The organism is Paenibacillus sp. FSL M7-1046 (assembly GCF_038007405.1).
Lineage (GTDB): Bacteria > Bacillota > Bacilli > Paenibacillales > Paenibacillaceae > Paenibacillus_AQ.
In genome coordinates this window covers 4,089,093-4,108,315 of record NZ_JBBOXB010000001.1, presented here as the reverse complement: position 1 = coordinate 4,108,315, position 19,223 = coordinate 4,089,093, and the positions used below count along the sequence as shown (strand labels likewise).

The following is a 19,223-nucleotide window of genomic DNA, read 5'->3' as shown; positions in this document are numbered from 1 at the left end:
CTATGAAAAGCAAGTCTTTTTCTGAAAAAACGATTTCCAACTTCGTTTAATTTTTCTAATTCCGCGTCAGGCCATTTTTTCCTTGAGAAGATCCGCAAATTTCACAGCAGCCGGTTCACTCACCAGCCCCCGTTCCACTTCTTGCGGCTTCCCGGTTTTCCGCGCCCGGCCATCAGCCAAATCCCGGCAGCAATCAGTACCGCACCTAACAAATACAACGCTCCTGTGCCCAGCAGACTGAAGATAAACAGCACCAGACTCAGTGCTCCAAGTATGACAGACGTAGTCATCAGACCACCGGTCCGCGCCGAAGAATACAGCGAATATTCATACAGCCCGACAGCGATGCCGAACAGCAGCAACGGCCACAGATGAGTCATAAGCCCCCAGCCCCAGGTATTGCATAACCCGAGCAGCAATCCATACACAGTCAATATTCCGGCCGGAATCAACACGGTTGCCGAAGCGCGGCTGCTGAAGAAGAGCACATGCAGGAACAGGCCTGGAACCAGTATCACGAGTGGCCATAAGGCCCGCCCGAGAAACCCGAACACCCCCAGCTTTCCGAATAGAATCACAATGCCGGCGGCGGCAATAAAAATACCCAGTTTCATGTCGTTTTTGGAAGACATCAATCACCCATCCCTTCAAATTCACGTCTATTCCTTGCCTCGTCACTTCGAAAGTTCAATTTCCTGCGACAGGATTCCCTTTATATTTTATCTGAAAAATAAATAAAACACCATCATTCTTCATATTTTAGGAGATGACAAGTGGAAACGGCTTCACGGTCCTCAAAAGGACGGTATCCGTTTCAGCGAGAAATAAAAGGATAATTTATAACGTGAAGCATATAAATTTTTATATTTTGAAAAAGCTGCTCAGTCTAAAGAGGCTGCGCCCCAGCTTATCCAGCTTTTGGCACAGCCTCTAGTATTGCCGCTTCTTAACCTGCGGATACGGTCCTCCGCTTAATCAAACCGGACAGGACAACGAGAACACCAAGTGCAAGCGGCAAAACCGAGTGTAAAGACGGCAGCATAAAGGAGAGCACCGCACCAAACTTGGCATCCTGCAGCAGCATTTCTCCAGCAGTATGGGCGAGTATGTAGGCGCCGATGAAGACAAGCACAGGAAACCGGTGCAGCCAGCCGACGATAATACCGCTTCCCCAGACGACGATCGGAATGCTTAACGCGATCCCGATGACGATCAGGGCCAAATCACCCTTGGCTACTCCCGCAATCGCCAGCACATTGTCGAGACTCATGATAAAGTCAGCCAACAGAATGGTGCGGATGGACCTCCACACGGTAGAGCTTTCCTCCACCCTAACCTCCTCTTCCTCCTCCAGCAGCAGCTTGAAGGCAATCCATAGCAGCAGAATGCCTCCGCCCGCTTCAATATAAGGGATTTTCAGCAGCAGCACTGCCGCAAACGTCAGCACACACCGAAGAATGACAGCGCCCGCAGCCCCCCACCAGACAGCAGTTTTGCGGTTCTTCTCCGGGAGATTTTTGCTGGCCATCGCTATGACCATCGCGTTATCTCCGCTCAGCACAAGATTGATCATCAATATTTCCCCAAGCAGCAACAAGGAATCCATTAGCTTTTACCTCCCCGGACTACATGTAATTACATGTATGTGGATTGGCGACAAGCTATGCTTCCTGTCCAGCTTTTTTACCGGCTGATGCATGTCCGGCCCCTTTTTTGCGTATACAAAACTATACCTATCTAATGCTCTGACCAACAAACTATGGGAGTGACCTGGCTTGAATACAACCGTTACCGATTTTATATTGCCATTGCTGAATATCGTCTTTCTTGATTTGATTCTGGCGGGGGACAACGCTATTGTCATCGGGCTAGCTGCACGGAATTTACCAGCAGACACCCAGAAAAAAGCCATTTTGCTTGGAACGGGCGGAGCCGTTGTGCTGCGGATCATCGCTACCATACTGGTTGTCTGGCTGCTGAAAGTCCCTTGGCTGCTGCTGTTCGGCGGGCTGCTGCTGATCCTGATTGCATACAAGCTGCTCAGCGGGGAAAATAACGATGCGGATATCAAGGCCGGAGGCACACTGTGGGCGGCTGTGCGGACAATTATTGTTGCCGACGCGGCCATGGGTCTGGACAATGTCATCGCCATTGCCGGAGCAGCCAATCACAATATCACGCTGGTTGTGGTAGGACTGCTTATCAGTGTACCCATTGTAGTCTGGGGCAGTACGCTTTTTATTAAGCTGATTAACCGGTATCCCTGGATTATTTACATTGGTTCCGCAGTGCTGGGGTACACCGCCTCCACCATGATTACCGGTGAACAGAAGCTCCAGCCTTTTTTTGAGCAGCACCCTCTGCTGCATGTACTCTTCATCATCCTTGTGATTGCAGGCATACTTGCTGCAGGGCACTGGAAACGGCGGCTGGAGCACAAAAAGATCCCGCATAGCGGAACCTCGGGCTAAGACATACCGTTTCATCAACAAAAACGGGGGTCCCAAAATCCGTCAACGGTTTCGGGCCCCCTGTTATTGTGTTAGAACCACTCTTCCTGCAGCCCGGCTTGCACCGGAACTACATCGCTTGGTTTCTCATCCCCGTAAGGCGTAATGGAAATCGTCTCTGTCCCCGCGACAGCTGCATCCAGCCGTGCGGCATATCCGGGCAATGTCGCTTCAATCTTGTCCACAATCCGCAGATTCGGGTTGGTCGTAGGCGATTTAGGCACAAATAGCGTGCAGCAATCCTCGTAAGGCAGGATAGATAGATCATACGTGCCGATCATTTGGGAAAGCTCGACAATCTCGCTTTTGTCCATCATGACCAGCGGCCGCAGCAGTGGCAGCGTTGTAGCGCGTCCGATGACATTCATGCTGGATAACGTCTGGCTGGCCACCTGCCCTAGACTCTCCCCGGTAACAAGCGCAAGCGCCCCTTCCCGTTCAGCCAGCCGGGTGGTAATCTTCAGCATCGCCCGCCTCATCAGCGTAATAATCAGGTTATCCTGGCCAATCCCCGTAAAAGCGGTCTGCACCTCCGTAAACGGAACGAGATGCAGCTTAATCACCCCGGCATAACGCGACAGCACCCGCGCAAGATCCACAACCTTCTGGCGGGCAAGCTCACTCGTATAAGGATAACTGTAGAAGTGGACACACTCCACTTCCAAACCGCGGCGCATCGAAGACCAGCCTGCCACAGGACTATCAATACCGCCGGACAGGAGGAGCATAGCCTTTCCGTTGGTTCCCAGCGGAAACCCTCCGACCCCGGGGATATTCTCACAGAAAATATAAGTGTGCCCCTCGCGGATTTCGATCTTGAGCTCCATCTGTGGTGATTTCACATCCACGATCAGGCCGGGATAGCCTTGCAGCAGAGGAGTCGAGATCAGCTTATTCATCTCGATGGAGCCATGCGGGAACTCCTTCCATACCCGGCGCGCGTTGACCTTAAAGGTAGTACCCGGAGCTGGGGCGATAATCTCCAGGAATGTCCGGCTGGCGGACAGGATATCGTCAAACTCCGATAAAGCGACCTTGACCGGACTAATAGAGGCGATGCCGAAGACATTCTTCAGCGACGCCGCCAGCTCGCCGGCCGGCGCACCGTTCAACTGCACATAAATCCGTCCGAATTCCTTGCTCAGCACCACATTGGGATAAGGCTTGACCATCTCCTTCACATGGCGCAGCACCGTCTTCTCGAACCGGGCCCGGTTCTTGCCCTTCAGTGTAAATTCCCCAAACCTCAGTATAAGCATATCTGCATATTCAATACTGCTTCCGCCGCTTATGGCAGTTCCAGTTTCCTGCTCTTTCATCGGTTATCTCATGCCTCCTTCAACAATCTTCAAAGCCTGTACAGCCTTAAGCAGCGCCTGCTCCAGCAGGGCAATATCAGCTTCCGTATGGCTGTCGCCAAGGCTAATGCGGATTCCGCCGAGTGCCGTGGAAACATCCCTGCCCATGGACAGCAGAATCCGGCTCGGCTCGGCCAGCCGCGAGGAGCAGGCCGAACGGGTAGATACGACCATCCCCAGTTCCTCCAGCTTACGGGCCAGCACCTCCCCCTTCATGCCGGGATAAGAGAAATGGACAATATGCGGAGCTCCGTCCTCCCTGCTGTTGACCTTCAATTCCGGGATGCCGGCCACAAACTTCAACAGCCGGTTGCGCAGCGGAATCATCACGTTGTTAAACTGTTCCCTCCGCTCGCCGCTCATGCGGACGGCTTTGGCAGAAGCCACAACCGCCGGCACATTTTCCGTACCGGCGCGGAGTCCGTTCTCCTGGGAGCCGCCAGTCAGCAACGGGAATAGTGTAACCCCTTCTCTTACATACAGCAGCCCTACCCCGCGCGGCCCGCGGATTTTGTGGGGGGACAAGCTGTACAGGTCAGCCTGCCACTCACCCAGTCTTGGCTCAAACCCGCTATAGCCCTGCACTCCGTCCACATGAAACAGTGTCCGGTGGTTGGCAGCCTTCACCAGCCGTCCAATCTCCAGCAGCGGCTGCACTGTTCCAACCTCATTATTGACATGCATCACGCTGACAAGTACAGTATCCCGGCGCACCGCAGCGGCAATACGGGAGGGCTCAACCATTCCTGAGCTATCCGGTGCTACAAAGGTGACCTCCCAGCCCATGTTTTGCAGCTGCAGGCAGCTCTCATAGACCGAAGGATGCTCTATTTCCGTAGTCACGATATGGCGTCCTCTGCTCTGATACTGCAGAGCTGCGCCTTTTACCGCAAGGTTGTTGCTTTCGGTAGCGCCAGAGGTGAACAGAATCTCCTGCGGATTCACTCCGAGCGCGGCTGCGCAGACTTCGCGTGAACGTTTGATAAGCCGGTCGGCTTCCGTACCTGCACGGTGCAGCGACGAGGGATTGGCATAATGCTGCTTCATAATCTGCTCCATCGTCTGCACTACTTCTTCATATGGGGGTGCGGCAGCGGCATAATCCCAGTACAGCATATATCGGTCTCTCCTTTGCTTGCTTCTGTGCTGATAAGCTCATGCGCGAGAATATAGAATAACTGATCCGGCTGAACTTATAAAGTCTTGGTGCCTGTACTTTCTTATATCCGGAAAAAAGGATCAAACGGGTCCCGCCACCAGAGTGGTCCAGACGACACCATTTGATCCTTTTTATTATACCCCGTACTCAGCTCGGGCGCGTTCTATTTTGAGAATATAGGCCTGGGTTTCCTCCGGAAGCTGGGAAAGCTTCTCCATCAGCTCCTGGTCACTGTTGACTCCGAGCTTGTTTACCCGTCCGGGACCGGCATTATAAGCGGCCAGTGCCATCTTCTCCTGCCCGTCAAAACGCTTCAGCTGATACGATAAATAACGTACCCCGCCGTCAATGCTCTGAGCCGGATCAAAGGGGTCGGAAACGCCGAGGCCATTCGCCGTGCCATCCATCAGCTGCATCAATCCCTTCGCTCCTGCCGAAGAAACGACATTGGGGTTGAACGAGGATTCCGTATCGATTACTGCCTTGATCAAGTCAACCGGAACACCATACTTCGTACTGGCCGTCTGAATCAGCTCTTCATAATCGGTGGGCTTGGTTTCCGTTATTTCCCCGGAAATTGCGTTATAGGAATCGCTTGTCCCTCCAAGCTGCTGCCACAGCAGAACGCTTAGGGAGGAGCTGTCTCCAAGGGGATTCAGTGCAGTGGCGCTGTCCTTATCCCCCGACTGCAACGTCCGCTCCTGCAGCAAAGCGGAAAACTCCGCTGACGTTGAACCCGATACTTCACTGGAATTTTTTCCTGTTTCACTTTTGAGGCTTGAACTTCTTAAGTTCACCCATCTTAGTTGCCCAACTCCGCTCCCTGAAGCCGGATTGATCGCCATATTGCACTTTCCTTTCCTTCTGCTGATCCTCTATATAAAATTCCTAGCCTTAAAGAAACTCAATTTAAATTTAAAATACGACTTTATTTTACAGTCGAATCATAATAATTGCTATATGCTGACATGAAAAAACAGACTTCAGACCCTCATAGTTAGGTCTAAAAGCCTGTTTTGAATTCATTGCTTCTGGTTTCTTCTTACGTTAGCGGGCAAATGGTATCATGACAAAATAGCTGAGTGTGGATACAATCCCCAGTCCCATTGCCCATGCGCCGGTAGTTTTTTGCCCTTTGGCGTAAGCATAGTACCCAAGTATGGCAGCTACGGGACCAAGAATGACCGACCAGATGAACAAGGAGGCAATCCCGAACCCCAGCCCGACCCTCCCCATACTTTTACTGCCGGTCTCTGTCTCACTGTGCTCCTTAGTCTCGGCTGTTTTGCCGCCTGTGCTGTGAATGTGTGCCGGAAGCGGGCTTACCTCCGAGGCATATTCTTCATTGTGGGTCCGGTCCCGCCGGGGATAATCCACTCTACGCGGACGCAGGATGATTTTTTTCCTTTCGGACGGGTCAAGTTTGGATTTATCACTGTGTTTGTCCATTTTCAGGCCTCCTAGTTGTTAGGCTTGAAGGTCAGACAGCAGGTCGCGGACGAAGTTCCGGCAAGATCATGATGATTGTTAGCCATCAGCTCTTCGGCATATTCTTCCTTGAACCCGCTGCCTGCATGCTTGTCGATTTCAATAACGATCTCCTCGGCCCGGCATAAGTTCTGTTCACCCCAATAATGACAGTTGCTCACACTGCATCTTACAAGCGGTTTTGCGGTTGTCATGTGATCACCTCAGGTTCATTATGTCCGTGGAATTTCCTCTCTATGCGGTTGATAAGGTGCCAGTCCCCTCCACAAAACCCACAAAAAACACTGTATCCCAACGCTTTGCAGAAAACTTAATCAATCAAGTGGAAACGGCTTTGCCGTCCTCAAAAGGACGGTACCGTTTCAGCGAGAAATAGAAGGATAAGTTATCGTGTCAAACATATAAATGCTTATATTTACAAAAAAAGACCGTTCCGCCATGTGTACATGACTGAAACGATCCTTTGAATTTCGTGAAATATGACATAAGATGTTAAACCTGGTTTTGCATACGCTTTTCAGTTAAATAATCATTCTCATAATAATTGAGGTCATCACGCAGCTCTTCATAGACTTTGGTAATCTCCATAATAATATCACGGGCCGGACGAACAGGCTTTTTGCGGAAACGGATGGCATCCTGGCCTGTATAAGCGTAACGGCCGTCCTCGGAGTAACTCTCATTCTTTGGATAAAAGAAATTGTTGACTCCATAATGATATACATTATATAGCGCTTTTTGCGCGAAAGCTTCGTCAAATGTGGCGCGGCGCAGGGCAACTCCCAGCTTCTCATAAGACATTTCCGAGAATACCAGCAGGTGGCGGAGATCGGACAGGAAACCTTGATAGAAAGTTACCGTTTCTTCATCTTCTTCGGTTACTAGCTGAGGCAGGGCATGGTTGTTGAGGAATAATTCCATTTTACCGATCACGGATTTAAGTTTTTCTCTCGTCGTTTCACACAATTTCTGCACATTGGCTGCTGACATGGCGAGTGCTCCCCCTTATTAGTCCTTGCTTCTTGTAGTCATTTTCAACTTCTTGTAGTCATTCTCAATAGGTATTGCTTATTTCCTTGCAACTTAATTGTCCTATTACTTTTTGATATTAACATAAAACCTTGGGACGCGGTATCCTTTTCTGTGATGCATAAAACGGGCGCTCTCTTCTAAACCTATAGCTATTACGATGCCATGAAGGAGCGGAAAATATGTCCCGTAAAAATTTAACCGTCGCCGGTTTAGTCACCGCTGCGTTCACGGTAGTTCTACTGACGTTTGCGTTGCGGCCTGAAGGAGACGGAAAGCTGAAACAAGCAGCCGTGCCTAATCCCTCACAGGAAAAAACAGTCAAGAAAACTTCCCTGGTTCAGGATGTTAAGGCAACAGACCAGCTGAACCGGACCGACGTCGGCAAACACCTAAGAACAATGCTTGCTGATACGCATGGCGCAGCGCCCCGAGATATTTCAGCATATGCCAAACGTCTGCAGCAAGGACACGGGCATATCACCATGCTCATCTGGATCGATTTCGTTACCCAGCAAACACATACCTTCAAATCCTCACTGCCGGAGGGCAGCGATCAGGAGAATAAACAGCTGCTAAAGTACCTGAACACGGCAAAATCAGCGATCAGAGGCCATCAATCTTATGAATCCCCTTCCTTCATCATCGGTCAGAAGAAATATTATTTCATGGCTCAGCGTGATCAGGATAGAAAAATTGGTGTCATTGCCCTGATTAATCAGAAGATCCTTGACCGTGTCGCCGATCATCAGCTCAAAAATCTGCGCCTGATTCCTTATCCGAAGGAAGGTAAATACCGGGTGGAATCGGTTCATGCTGATACTTTGAAGGATATCACCGTCAAGACCGGCCATGATAACGAGAACGCCAGCCATTTCTACGAGAATGAAATCGTCGTACGCTTTAAGAACGGTCATCTCACTGCAGGACAGATCCAGACTATAACTGCGGACATCCGCTGCAAGGAGCCGCGCAAATTGGGATATGCCTATATTTTCCGTTCGGATAAAATGAACTATGCCGAGCTTAAAACCTACTTCACCTCTAAATGGCAGCCTGAATATACAGAGCCTCACTATATGTATTTAACCAATGAGACCGCAGTCGAAAATACAGGAGCAAGTGTAATTACACCCAATGATCTGTTGTTCTCTACCTACCAATGGAATTTGCCGGCTATTGAAACAGAGCAAGGCTGGAATTTGTCCAAAGGCAGCAAGGAAGTGGTTGTGGCTGTGGTCGATACCGGCGTACAGGCAAGCCATCCAGACCTCCAGGGCCAGCTCCTGGCTGGATATAACGCGATCGCAAAAGGTTCGACACCGGATGACGATGTGGGGCATGGAACCCATGTAGCCGGCATTATCGGCGCGGTGATCAACAACGAGGAGGGAGTGGCCGGCATCAGCTGGTACAATAAAATCCTTCCAGTCAAAGCGCTGGACAACTCCGGTGCGGGCACCACGTATTCCGTCGCTGAGGGTATTATTTGGGCAGCCGACAACGGAGCCAAGGTGATCAATCTCAGCCTCGGCAACTATGCCGATTCGCAGTTTCTGCATGATGCGATTAAGTATGCCTATGACCGCGATGTCGTTATCGTTTCCGCAGCGGGCAACGATAACACTGAACGTCCGGGATTTCCCGCTGCTTATGAGGAAGTTCTGGCGGTTGCCGCGACTAACGCTAATGGAGAAAAAGCTTCTTTCTCCAACTACGGGGATTACATCGATGTCACCGCACCCGGGGAAAGCATCGCCAGCACCTATCCCGACAACCAGTATGCAGCTTTGTCCGGCACCTCCATGGCCAGCCCCCATGTTGCTGCGCTCGCGGGACTTGTACGTTCGCTGAACCCGGCGCTGACCAATAAGGAGGTCATGGAGCTGATGATTTCGAATGCCGTCGACCTCGGCGATACCGGCCATGATAAATATTATGGCTGGGGGCAGGTCGATATCTATAGAACACTCCGGGCAGCCGGAGGAAGTGTAGTTCCGCTGCAGCTATTCCCGCAGCATGTCGATCGTCAATTGAAATCCATGCAGCACAGTCTGGAGAGCAGCAATTAACGGACAGAGCTGAGATGCTTGTCCAAGAGCCTCAGGAACAGCCGCAGCCCGCGTTCCATATCCGCTTCCTTCATCTGCGAGTAACATAGCCGGATATGCCGGGACGGGACCTCTCCGGAGTAGCAGACATCTCCAGGAAGGAAAGAGATGCCCTCCTGCTCTGCCAGCTCATGCAGCCTGCTGATGCCGCTGGCCGTGGGCAGCTGCAGCCACAAATTCAGCCCGCCCTCAGGCAGATTCCAGGACACTCCCTGAGGGGCATGCTGTTTCAGCAGTTTTGCCGCTTTCTCCATGCGTCCCCGCAGCGCGGTCCGTAGCTGCTCAGCATAAGCCTCATATTTACGCGCGATGAACGGAAGCACCGCCTTCTGGTTCAGCAGCGGACTGCCGAGGTCACTCGCCGATTTGGCGGCAATCAGCCGGGAGAGAATGTTGCCTCCGGCGGCAACGCAGGCAATTCTGCAGCCTGGGGCAATGACTTTGCTGAAGCTTTTCATGTACACAACATGCCCTTCTGCATCCATCGATTTGATCGAAGGCGGAGGCGGCTTGCGGAAATACAGATCACTGAAGGGATCATCCTCCACAATGAGACAGCGGTAGCTTCTGGCGAGTTCCAGCAGCCGCTGTCTTCTTGAGATGCTCATCGTGACGCCGCTCGGATTCTGGAACGTAGGATTGGTATAGATTAGCTTCGGCGGTCTCCGGTCGCATAGTTTAGTGAGCACATCCACTTTCATCCCTTCGTTGTCCATGGGCACAAAGATCATCTCCGCCCCCCGGCCGGCAAAAACATCTATAGCCCCCGTATAGCTGGGCGCTTCCAGATACACGGTATCCCCGGGTCCGACAAACGTCCGGGCCACCAGATCAATACCCTGCTGGGTTCCGCTCGTGATCATTAAATCAGATGAGCGCAGATGGATTCCATGACCTTGCAGATGTCTGCACATCACTTCCCGCAGCTCCAGATCCCCCTGGAAATTGCCGTACGAAGCCATTAGCTCCGGCTGTTCGGTCACAAGCGTTGACATAGTCGCGCCGATAGAATCCAGCGGAAGCAGATCGCCATGAATCGCCGCCATATGGAAAGGATATTCCACCTTCGAATAATCAAAATTACGCCATAGCTGGGCCCGCGGCAAAAAGTCGTCATACCCGTCCTGCCACCCCGTTCCAGCATCCAGGGACATTCGCGCTCTCTCGGCTACAAAGCAGCCCTTTCCCTGGCTGCAGCTGATATGCCCGTGACTTTCCAGTTCAGCATAAGCTTTGCTTACCGTTACCTGGCTTACCTTCAGGGAAGATGCCAGATTTCTCACGGAAGGCAGGCGGGCTCCCGGCTGCAGCAATCCCGAAGTGATCCGCTGGGCCATCGTTTCGCTGATTTGCTGCGGCAGAGATTTACTGCCGCTGCGGAGTAAATCAATATGCATCTGCGCTTCCCCCCACTGTTATATTCAACGCTTTACTGTTATACCGCTATGCCGTTATGATACAACAAAATTGTAAAGCGGGGAGCATTTTTATGAAGATCAATTACTCTACGATGACGGAACATCTGGGATCCTCGGCAGTGCGCGAGATTCTGAAGATTACCCAAGGCAAAGACATCATTTCGCTGGCAGGCGGGCTGCCCGCCGAAGACTTCTTCCCGGTGGAGGCTGTTCGTGAGGCTTACAGCCGCGCTCTTGCCGGCGAGACATCGGCACTGCAATATGGTCTGACCGAAGGCTATATTCCGCTGCGTGAGCAGGTTGCGGCCAGGCTGACCCGTCAGGGTATCCCCACCGATATCTCGGAAATGCTCCTCACCACAGGCTCCCAGCAAGCCATCGACCTGCTGTGCAAAATATTGCTTGATCCCGGAGATGCTGTCCTCGTGGAAGCTCCAACTTATATGGCAGCCTTGCAGGTGATGAACTCCTACCGGGCGGACATTCACATTGTTCAGAGCGATGAATCCGGCATGCTGCCGGACCATCTGGAGGAGCAGCTTCGCACACACCGCCCCAAGCTGCTCTATGCCGTTCCTACCTTCAACAACCCCTCCGGGGCAACCTGGAGCAAGGAACGCCGTGAACAAGTGGTCTCCCTGTGCCGACGATATGGCGTGCTGATTCTTGAAGACAACCCTTACGGTGAAATTAAGTTCGACGACTCCGCTGATGCTTATCCTCCATCACTGGCAGCGATCGACAGAAGCTGCGGAGAGGATTCCTGTGTCGTCTACACGGGAACATTCTCCAAGATAGTCGCACCTGCCCTGCGTACCGGCTGGATTATCGGCCCGGCTGAGCTGATCCGGGTAGTTGCCAAAGCGAAGCAGGCAGCCGACCTGCATTCCAGCACCATAGACCAGCGTGCCCTCTATGAACTGCTTCGGGTCTTTGACCTTGAGGGACATATCCGTCTTATCTCCCGGGAATACCATTCACGGATGAAGCAGCTCTCAGCCGAGCTGGCGTCGCGCGGCTGGGAAGACGCAAAGTTCGAAGAACCCCGGGGCGGTATGTTCCTGTGGCTGAAGCTATCCACCGCTATTAACACTACCGGGCTGCTTCCATTCGCCGTGGAGCAAGGTGTAGCCTTTGTACCCGGTGAAGTGTTCTATTCCGCCAAGCCGGTGAAAAATGCAATGCGGCTTAACTTCACCCATACTCCGCCGGAGCTGGTTCCGCTCGCTCTAGGGCGGCTGGAACAGGCCATCAGCCAGTACTCCCAGAGCCTGGAGACAACGCTCACGCCGACGCTGGAATAATAGAGCCCCTGCTGCGTTGGCTGTCAGGAATTGTTGCTTCTGCTAGAACAGCCATCCAGGAATACTCCGGCACGTTCGTGCTTAGTCTGAAGGTGAAATTTTGGGAAAACACTATTCTTGCCCGAAGACTCTATATGATCTGCTATTGGCACGGACTCCAGAGACCTAATTTGTCAAAAATCAGCTCAATAATGCCTGGTGCGGACTCCAGTGCAGTTATTTAGCAATAGAACCGCTATTAACCTCACTATTTTAGTAAATAACGCCGCCTGAGTCCGCTTCTACGACAAAAAGAGTATTATCGCGTAAATAACGTCACTGAGGTCCGCCAGAGTGATCATCTAAAACAACAAAAAGATCGTACCGTCCTCGTGCAAACAGGGAGCGATGCGGTCTTTTTCATCTTTGAACTAAGGCGTTAAAAAAGGGGCTGACCCAAAAGCCATGAAATGGCTGCTTGTGTCAGCCCTTTTTTAACGTAGGAGATACGTAAGCTTTTTGGGTGGACGCTCCGCGAACGGACCGTTGTTCCAATCGCTGTTGTCCCCAGATTTTATTTATTCTCCTTAGCGGTGAAAATCCGGGGACAAAGGCGACCGCTGCCGCTTCTCCACAATCGTTCCGTCCTCTCCGCTGTTTAAGCGGGAATTGGATCTACAATCTTTAAAAAACGCAAAAAAAAGAAACCATCCTTTGGTAAAATGGAGTTACCACACAACCATTTCAAAGGAGAGGTTTCTTTTGTACATTCAATATACCATGGACCAACTTTGCTTGCCAATGGATCTGGAGGAAGATATTCCAGAACATCACCTCGTTCGTATCGTCAACGCCGCCGTTAACCGGCTGGACGACGGCATTTTTGACGTGGCCTACCCGGGTGGTGGCCGTGACAGCTACCATCCTAAAATGCTGACCAAAGTCATTATTTACGCCTACACGCAGCGCATCTATTCCTCTCGCCAAATCGCCAAATCCATTCGGGAGAACATCCCCTTCATGTGGCTCGCCGGTCGGCAGCGGCCAGACTTTCGGACGTTGAATCGATTTCGTTCCCAGCGGATGAAGAACGTTCTCGAAACCGTATTTACCGCCGTGCTTCAGTTTCTGGCTGACGAAAAATACGTTTCCCTCGAGCATTACTTTGTGGACGGAACCAAAATCGAGGCGAACGCCAATCGCTACACGTTTGTTTGGGGGAAAGCCGTCAGTAAACACAAAGCCACACTGCAGGATAAGGTACATGCCCTGTTCGCTGACATTGAAACGGCAGAAGAGCAGGAAGAACAAGGGAATCCAGGTAAAGATCTGGCTGAACTCGGCACAGATTCCGAAGTGAGCAGCGTGAAACTTGAACAGGTGGTGCAAAAGCTCGAAGCTCAGCTGGCCAAAAAACCGAAAGACAAGCCCTTGAAAAAGGCTGTTCGGAAGCTGCGCAAGGATTGGCTTCCCCGACTGCTGAAGTACGAACAATACCAAAAGCTGCTTGGTGACCGGAACAGTTTCAGCAAGACAGATCCAGATGCAACGTTTATGCGGATGAAAGAAGACCACATGCGAAATGGCCAGCTGAAACCGGGATACAATGTGCAAATCGGGACCGAAAACCAATTTATTTTAGCCTACAGTTTACACCAAAGACCGACCGACACCCGCTGTTTAGAGCCGCATATGGAAAAAGCGCAGCAGATCCTCGGAAAACTGCCAAAGACAGTCATTGCGGATGCAGGCTACGGCAGCGAAGAAAACTACGCCTATCTGGAAAAGAAAGAGATTCAGGCGGTGGTGAAGTACGGCAGCTACCACAAGGAAAAGAGCAAGGCCTGGAAAACGAATGTTGGTAAAATCGAGAACTGGACATACGATGCAGCCGAGGATAACTGGACGTGCCCAGCCGGGAAAATGCTGCATTTCCACAGGGAAAGCAAGGAGACCTTAGAGAACGGCTATGAAATTCGTAGACGTCATTACCGAAGCAGCTCCTGTGACGGCTGCCCCCTAAAGGAGCGTTGCACGAAAGCGGCAGGAAATCGGGAGGTGGTCGTCAGTCTGGAACGGCTGCGATACCAGAACCAAGCGCGGGAATGGTTGCGGAGTGAAGAGGGCTACGCCTTAGCTGTACGTCGAATGACGGAGCCAGAAAGTGTATTTGGACAACTAAAAAATAACCGGGGCTTCCGGCGTTTTCTGCTTCGCGGGATAGAAAAAGTGACGCTAGAGGTCGGTTGGCTTTCGCTTGCCCACAATCTACTGAAGCGAGCAGCCATGGACCAAAAACATAGAGCAGCGCTCCTCCAATAACAGGAGGAGCGCTGCTCTATTGACTTTTATGCTTTTAAAATTGAAGGTGGCCTGTCTCCGCTCATAGAAAATCTACTTTTGAGACAGCCGCTGTCTGTCGTATATAAGCTTCACAGAATAACAATTCATAAGAGTTGTCAGTTAGGAAAGTTTGCCGTAAGCCGGGTTCTGTGCTCGTCGTGGTTCAAACGGGAACTACCCTCCCACCATAAGCGACAATCATCTATCTAGGCCATACATTACTGCACAGCTCCAGCGACCAACCTAGACACGCCTCAGGCGAAGGCTGCTCTTCCGGTTAAGGAAGCGCTGCGTCTCATTAGGTCTTGCTCCAGATGGGGTTTACCAGGAACGAAGTCACCAGCGTTCCTCGGGGTCTCTTACACCTCGGTTCCATCCTTGCCTGTGCCGCCCGAAAGCGGCCATCGGCGGTCCATTTCTGTGGCACTATCCTTCGGCTCGCGCCGACTGGATGTTATCCAGCACCCTGCCTTGTGGAGCCCGGACTTTCCTCCCGCGGCGTCTTCACGCACACCGGCGATTGTCTGTCAAACTTCCCGATCAACATTGTATATTATACAGATTTGCCGCAACCTGCACAAGTGTAAATAAAGGGAATCTACAGGAATTTGAAAGGCTCTGTATCAATCTGCGAAGCATACACCGCTGTGCCGTACTTATGCTCAGCCAGCTTGCCCTGAATCCACCTGGCCACTTTCTCCTTCATAATCTTCTCCGCATTATGTCCCGGATCAATTAATGAGATGCCGGCCAAGTAAGCATCTTGAGCCGTATGATAATCGACATCGCCAGTCACCAGTACATCGGCTCCTTTGAAGATGGCGCTGTTATAATACTTCGCCCCCGAGCCGCCCATCACAGCCGCTTTGCGGATGGGGCGGTTCAAATCGCCCACAACACGAACGTGATCGACCTTCAGGCCGGTTTTGACTGTCTCGATAAATTCGCCAAGCGTTGTTGGCTCCTTAAGCTTGCCTACTCTGCCGAGTCCGAGGCTGCGGCCTTTAAGGTCCATGGAATAAAGATCATACGCCACCTCTTCGTAAGGATGAGCTTTAAGCATCGCCTGAACTACTTTATTGCGGATAGACAGCGGCACGATCGTTTCAATGCGGACTTCCTCGGCGCGTTCCATTTTACCCGCTTCTCCAATATAAGGTTCCGAGCCTTCACGCGGAATAAAGGTGCCGTAGCCTTCGATGTTGAAGCTGCAATGGCTGTAGTTGCCAATCCAGCCTGCACCGGCATTCAGGATGGCGTCCAGCACCTTCTGGTGATGATCCTTCGGCACGAATACAACCAGCTTGGACAACTGCTCGGTATGAATGTCCTTGATCGGCGCACCATTCTCGATGCCAAGCGCTTCCGCCATCCAATCGTTCATCCCGCCTTCAGCGACATCCAGGTTGGTATGGCTGATATATACGGCAATATCATTTTTGATCAGCTTCTCATAGAGCTTGCCCATCGGTGTTTCGGTCTGTATCCCCTTAAGCGGACGAAAGATAATCGCATGATGGGCGATGATCAGGTTACAGCCCTGAGCAATCGCTTCGTCCACAATGTTGTCGTTGACGTCCAGTGCAACCAGCACGCCGGTAATTTCTTTCTGCAGGCTGCCCAGCTGAAGGCCGATGTTGTCCCATTCCTCAGCCAGATGTTTCGGGGCAAGCTGCTCCATATACCCGATTACAGTTTGTCCTTTGGCGTACATTCCAGCACCTCCGAGATTGTTGTGATCTGTGCCGTGATCCTGCTGCGCTTTTCTTCCGCAGATTCAAGCTCCGAGCGGGACAGTGAAGCCAGAATCCCTTCCAATTTTGCAATCTCACTCTGCCATTTGGCAGTAAATACGGCGTTTGGCGCTTGCAGCAGCCAAGGCCCCATTTGCAGAAGCAGCTCCTTGCTGCATACCAGGTTGCCACCAGCAAGCTGCTGTTCATGATAAAGCTGCTCATTTGTGATCCCTGCAGCTTCACCCTCAGGGACCGCCGTCAGTATTTCATATATTTTCCCGTCTTCTTCCAGGATATGCTCTGCTGTAAGCACCCAGTGGTTGTTCAGCAGCCAGCGGCGCAGAATATCTTCGCCCACATTTGGCTGCAGCGCAAGCAGCTTTACACCTGCAAGCTTGCCGAGGCTTTTGCCGCGGTCCAGGATAGCGGCAATCAATGCGCCGCCCATTCCGGCGATGGAGATGCAGTCAGCTTCACCCGGCTCCAGCACTTCGAGACCGTCTCCGCGCCGCACCTCAATCTGTTTGCCCAGGCCCGCCTCCGCCACACCTCTACGTGCTGCTTCATAAGGTCCTGGATTGACTTCACCTGCTATTGCAGAGACCGCTTTCCCGCTTCTCAAGGCTGCTACCGGAAGCAGGGCATGATCCGAGCCGATATCGGCAAGTTTGCTGCCTGTTGGAATCTGCTCCAGCACAAGCTGGAGCCGGTTTGATAATTTTACGTTGTTCATGAGGCCACCCACGTTATCCATTTTTTTCGGAAAATAAACAGCAGCGCAAGGCCGGCTGCAATCTTGAATATTAACACTAGCGACACCCATTCCGGATAATCCGGTCTGAGCCACAGCGCATCAATCTCCGGCATCAGCCACAGCGACACTCCGACACCCAAATACACCCCTGAAACCCCTTTGATCCTGTGGTACAACAGCCAGCTCAGCCAGACCATCAGAATACAGAGCGGCAGCCAGAGCAGTTCAAGCTCCAGGACCGAAGCATCAGGGCGCATTTGGCCGGAGAACCCGGCATAGAGCAGGGCCCAGAAGGCAAACCCGCAATAGTGCAGCAAGCCTATGCGCAATGTGAAGCCGAGTATCACCCACAATAGGCCGCATCCTGCGATCAGCAGCGGCCGCCAAAAGTCCGCGTTCAGATCATGCAGAGCAATGAGCCAGAGGCCAAATCCTATCGTCAGTACACTGCCAAACCCTGCCAAAACAAGACTGATCATGTGGTTCCGGTCCCGGTAAATAGCCGAGTAGCCGTAACAAACAATTAGTACACATAGAGCTGTGGCAAGTTGCAAAGGCCAAGGAAAAACGCTAAAATAAAGACTAATCAAGAAAATCAAGGAAATAATTCCAAAACCAAACAACCATATTTTGATGCTGCCCTGCTGAAGATTTTTCAGCGAGATCGGATTGCTGTCTTTGATCTCCTTCTCATCATCGTAAAGGTTGGTCAAGAAGTCGCAATACTGCTCAGGCAGTAGCTTGCTCCTTCTCCAGTAATGAATTTCTCTTAATATAATTTCTCGTTTTTCCAAATTCAACGGCTAATCCCTCTTTTCACACCTTTACTTAGGTGTATCTCAAGATAAAAGGACCTCCTGCCACCGTGCAGCAGAAGGTCCGGTTTATAAAACCTATTCGAGGAAATCTTTAAGCCGTTTGCTGCGGCTTGGGTGGCGCAGCTTACGCAGCGCTTTTGCTTCAATCTGGCGGATCCGCTCACGGGTTACGCCGAATACTTTACCCACTTCCTCAAGCGTTCTCGTCCGTCCGTCATCCAGACCGAAACGAAGACGAAGCACGTTCTCTTCACGCTCGGTGAGCGTGTCCAGCACATCCTCCAGCTGTTCCTTCAGCAGTTCATAGGCTGCTGCATCCGCAGGAGCAAGCGCCTCCTGATCCTCAATGAAATCGCCCAGATGCGAATCATCCTCTTCACCGATTGGTGTTTCCAGGGAAACCGGCTCTTGGGCAATCTTCATGATTTCTCTGACTTTCTCAACCGTCAATTCCATTTCAGCCGCAATTTCTTCCGGCGAAGGCTCGCGTCCAAGCTCTTGCAGCAGCTGACGGGAGACACGAATCAGCTTGTTGATGGTCTCCACCATATGCACTGGAATACGGATTGTCCGCGCCTGGTCAGCGATAGCCCGCGTAATGGCCTGGCGAATCCACCAAGTGGCATAGGTACTGAATTTGAACCCTTTATTGTGGTCAAATTTCTCAACCGCTTTGATCAGACCCATATTGCCCTCCTGGATCAAATCCAGGAACAGCATGCCGCGTCCAACATAACGCTTGGCGATACTGACAACAAGCCGCAGATTCGCTTCGGCCAGCCGGCGTTTCGCTTCTTCATCACCATTTTTGATTCTCATGGCCAGTTCGACTTCATCGTCAGCCGAGAGCAACGGCACACGTCCGATTTCCTTCAGATACATCCGGACGGGGTCGTTAATTTTGATTCCCGGCGGCAGCGACAAATCGTCGTCAAAGCTGAAGTCGTCAGAGTCGCTATTCTCGTTGTCCTCGCTCTGGCGGAGCGGCGAACCTTCCTCGTCATTCTCATTTACAACCTCGATGCCGAGGTCGCTGAGCTGCTCGTAGAATTCCTCCATCTGCTCGGGGTCTTGATCAAACGGCGACAATTTCTCCATAATATCTTTGTAGTTCAATGATGATCTTTTCTTGCCGTGCTCAATAAGCTGGTCCTTAACCTGATCCAGAGTAAATTCTGCTTCCAGTTCAGTGTGCTGATCGTTCGCCATAATTCGA

The 19,223-nt window shown here is 51.6% G+C and carries 17 protein-coding genes and 1 other RNA gene; 4 read left to right on the top strand and 14 right to left on the bottom strand.

Annotation, left to right across the window (positions count from 1 at the left end; all coding sequences use genetic code 11):
* Positions 1-119: 119 nt before the first annotated feature.
* Both NYE29_RS18015 and NYE29_RS18010 read right to left on the bottom strand, forming a co-directional pair.
* Positions 120-632, bottom strand: coding sequence for a hypothetical protein (locus tag NYE29_RS18015; protein ID WP_340896951.1), 513 nt, complete (start codon positions 630-632; stop codon positions 120-122).
* 314 nt (positions 633-946) lie between these two features.
* Positions 947-1,606, bottom strand: a complete 660-nt coding sequence (locus NYE29_RS18010) for a TerC family protein (protein WP_340896950.1) — start codon at positions 1,604-1,606, stop codon at positions 947-949.
* A gap of 169 nt (positions 1,607-1,775) precedes the next feature.
* Between NYE29_RS18010 and NYE29_RS18005 the strand changes: the two genes are divergently transcribed.
* Complete coding sequence (locus tag NYE29_RS18005) at positions 1,776-2,471, top strand: TerC family protein (RefSeq protein WP_340896949.1); 696 nt, start codon at positions 1,776-1,778, stop codon at positions 2,469-2,471.
* A gap of 71 nt (positions 2,472-2,542) precedes the next feature.
* Here NYE29_RS18005 and thiI read toward each other — a convergent pair whose 3' ends face one another.
* The 6 genes from thiI to NYE29_RS17975 form a co-directional block, all read right to left on the bottom strand.
* Complete coding sequence (thiI, locus tag NYE29_RS18000) at positions 2,543-3,829, bottom strand: tRNA uracil 4-sulfurtransferase ThiI (protein WP_076109024.1); 1,287 nt, start codon at positions 3,827-3,829, stop codon at positions 2,543-2,545.
* 3 nt (positions 3,830-3,832) lie between these two features.
* Positions 3,833-4,984 carry a cysteine desulfurase family protein gene (locus tag NYE29_RS17995; protein ID WP_076109023.1) on the bottom strand — a complete coding sequence of 384 codons (1,152 nt, stop codon included), beginning with the start codon at positions 4,982-4,984 and terminating at the stop codon, positions 3,833-3,835.
* Positions 4,985-5,161: 177 nt separating this feature from the next.
* Positions 5,162-5,872: a lytic transglycosylase domain-containing protein gene (locus NYE29_RS17990; protein ID WP_076109022.1), complete on the bottom strand. Its 711-nt coding sequence runs from the start codon at positions 5,870-5,872 to the stop codon at positions 5,162-5,164.
* Between the two features lie 202 nt (positions 5,873-6,074).
* The gene (locus tag NYE29_RS17985) at positions 6,075-6,476 is read right to left on the bottom strand and encodes a hypothetical protein (RefSeq protein WP_340896948.1); all 402 of its coding nucleotides are present in this window, start codon (positions 6,474-6,476) and stop codon (positions 6,075-6,077) included.
* Between the two features lie 11 nt (positions 6,477-6,487).
* A complete protein-coding gene (locus NYE29_RS17980) occupies positions 6,488-6,709 on the bottom strand; it encodes a DUF1540 domain-containing protein (RefSeq protein WP_076109020.1) in 222 nt (73 codons plus the stop codon).
* A gap of 298 nt (positions 6,710-7,007) precedes the next feature.
* The gene (locus NYE29_RS17975) at positions 7,008-7,505 is read right to left on the bottom strand and encodes a YpuI family protein (RefSeq protein WP_076109019.1); all 498 of its coding nucleotides are present in this window, start codon (positions 7,503-7,505) and stop codon (positions 7,008-7,010) included.
* Between the two features lie 221 nt (positions 7,506-7,726).
* On the opposite strand from NYE29_RS17975, the gene NYE29_RS17970 reads away from it, so the two are divergent.
* Positions 7,727-9,616 carry a S8 family peptidase gene (locus tag NYE29_RS17970; RefSeq protein WP_076109018.1) on the top strand — a complete coding sequence of 630 codons (1,890 nt, stop codon included), beginning with the start codon at positions 7,727-7,729 and terminating at the stop codon, positions 9,614-9,616.
* Here NYE29_RS17970 and pdxR read toward each other — a convergent pair.
* Positions 9,613-11,052: a MocR-like pyridoxine biosynthesis transcription factor PdxR gene (pdxR, locus tag NYE29_RS17965; protein ID WP_076109017.1), complete on the bottom strand. Its 1,440-nt coding sequence runs from the start codon at positions 11,050-11,052 to the stop codon at positions 9,613-9,615. The genes NYE29_RS17970 and pdxR overlap by 4 nt on opposite strands.
* 92 nt (positions 11,053-11,144) lie before the next feature.
* On the opposite strand from pdxR, the gene NYE29_RS17960 reads away from it, so the two are divergent.
* Both NYE29_RS17960 and NYE29_RS17955 read left to right on the top strand, forming a co-directional pair.
* Positions 11,145-12,377 carry an aminotransferase-like domain-containing protein gene (locus NYE29_RS17960; protein WP_340896947.1) on the top strand — a complete coding sequence of 411 codons (1,233 nt, stop codon included), beginning with the start codon at positions 11,145-11,147 and terminating at the stop codon, positions 12,375-12,377.
* 741 nt (positions 12,378-13,118) lie between these two features.
* Positions 13,119-14,678, top strand: coding sequence for an IS1182 family transposase (locus tag NYE29_RS17955; protein WP_076109080.1), 1,560 nt, complete (start codon positions 13,119-13,121; stop codon positions 14,676-14,678).
* Positions 14,679-14,820: 142 nt separating this feature from the next.
* Here NYE29_RS17955 and rnpB read toward each other — a convergent pair.
* From rnpB to rpoD, 5 genes are all read right to left on the bottom strand, one after another.
* Positions 14,821-15,235, bottom strand: an RNA gene (rnpB, locus tag NYE29_RS17950) — RNase P RNA component class A.
* Positions 15,236-15,297: 62 nt separating this feature from the next.
* A complete protein-coding gene (locus NYE29_RS17945; RefSeq protein WP_340896946.1) occupies positions 15,298-16,413 on the bottom strand; it encodes a Nif3-like dinuclear metal center hexameric protein in 1,116 nt (371 codons plus the stop codon).
* Positions 16,389-17,168: a tRNA (adenine(22)-N(1))-methyltransferase gene (locus NYE29_RS17940; RefSeq protein WP_340896945.1), complete on the bottom strand. Its 780-nt coding sequence runs from the start codon at positions 17,166-17,168 to the stop codon at positions 16,389-16,391. Before NYE29_RS17940 ends, NYE29_RS17945 begins: the two co-directional genes overlap by 25 nt.
* Positions 17,165-17,989: a hypothetical protein gene (locus tag NYE29_RS17935; protein WP_076109083.1), complete on the bottom strand. Its 825-nt coding sequence runs from the start codon at positions 17,987-17,989 to the stop codon at positions 17,165-17,167. Before NYE29_RS17935 ends, NYE29_RS17940 begins: the two co-directional genes overlap by 4 nt.
* A 93-nt stretch (positions 17,990-18,082) precedes the next feature.
* Entirely contained in the window at positions 18,083-19,216 is a 1,134-nt protein-coding gene (gene rpoD / locus NYE29_RS17930) for an RNA polymerase sigma factor RpoD (protein ID WP_038595416.1), read from the bottom strand.
* Between the last annotated feature and the right edge of the window lie 7 nt (positions 19,217-19,223).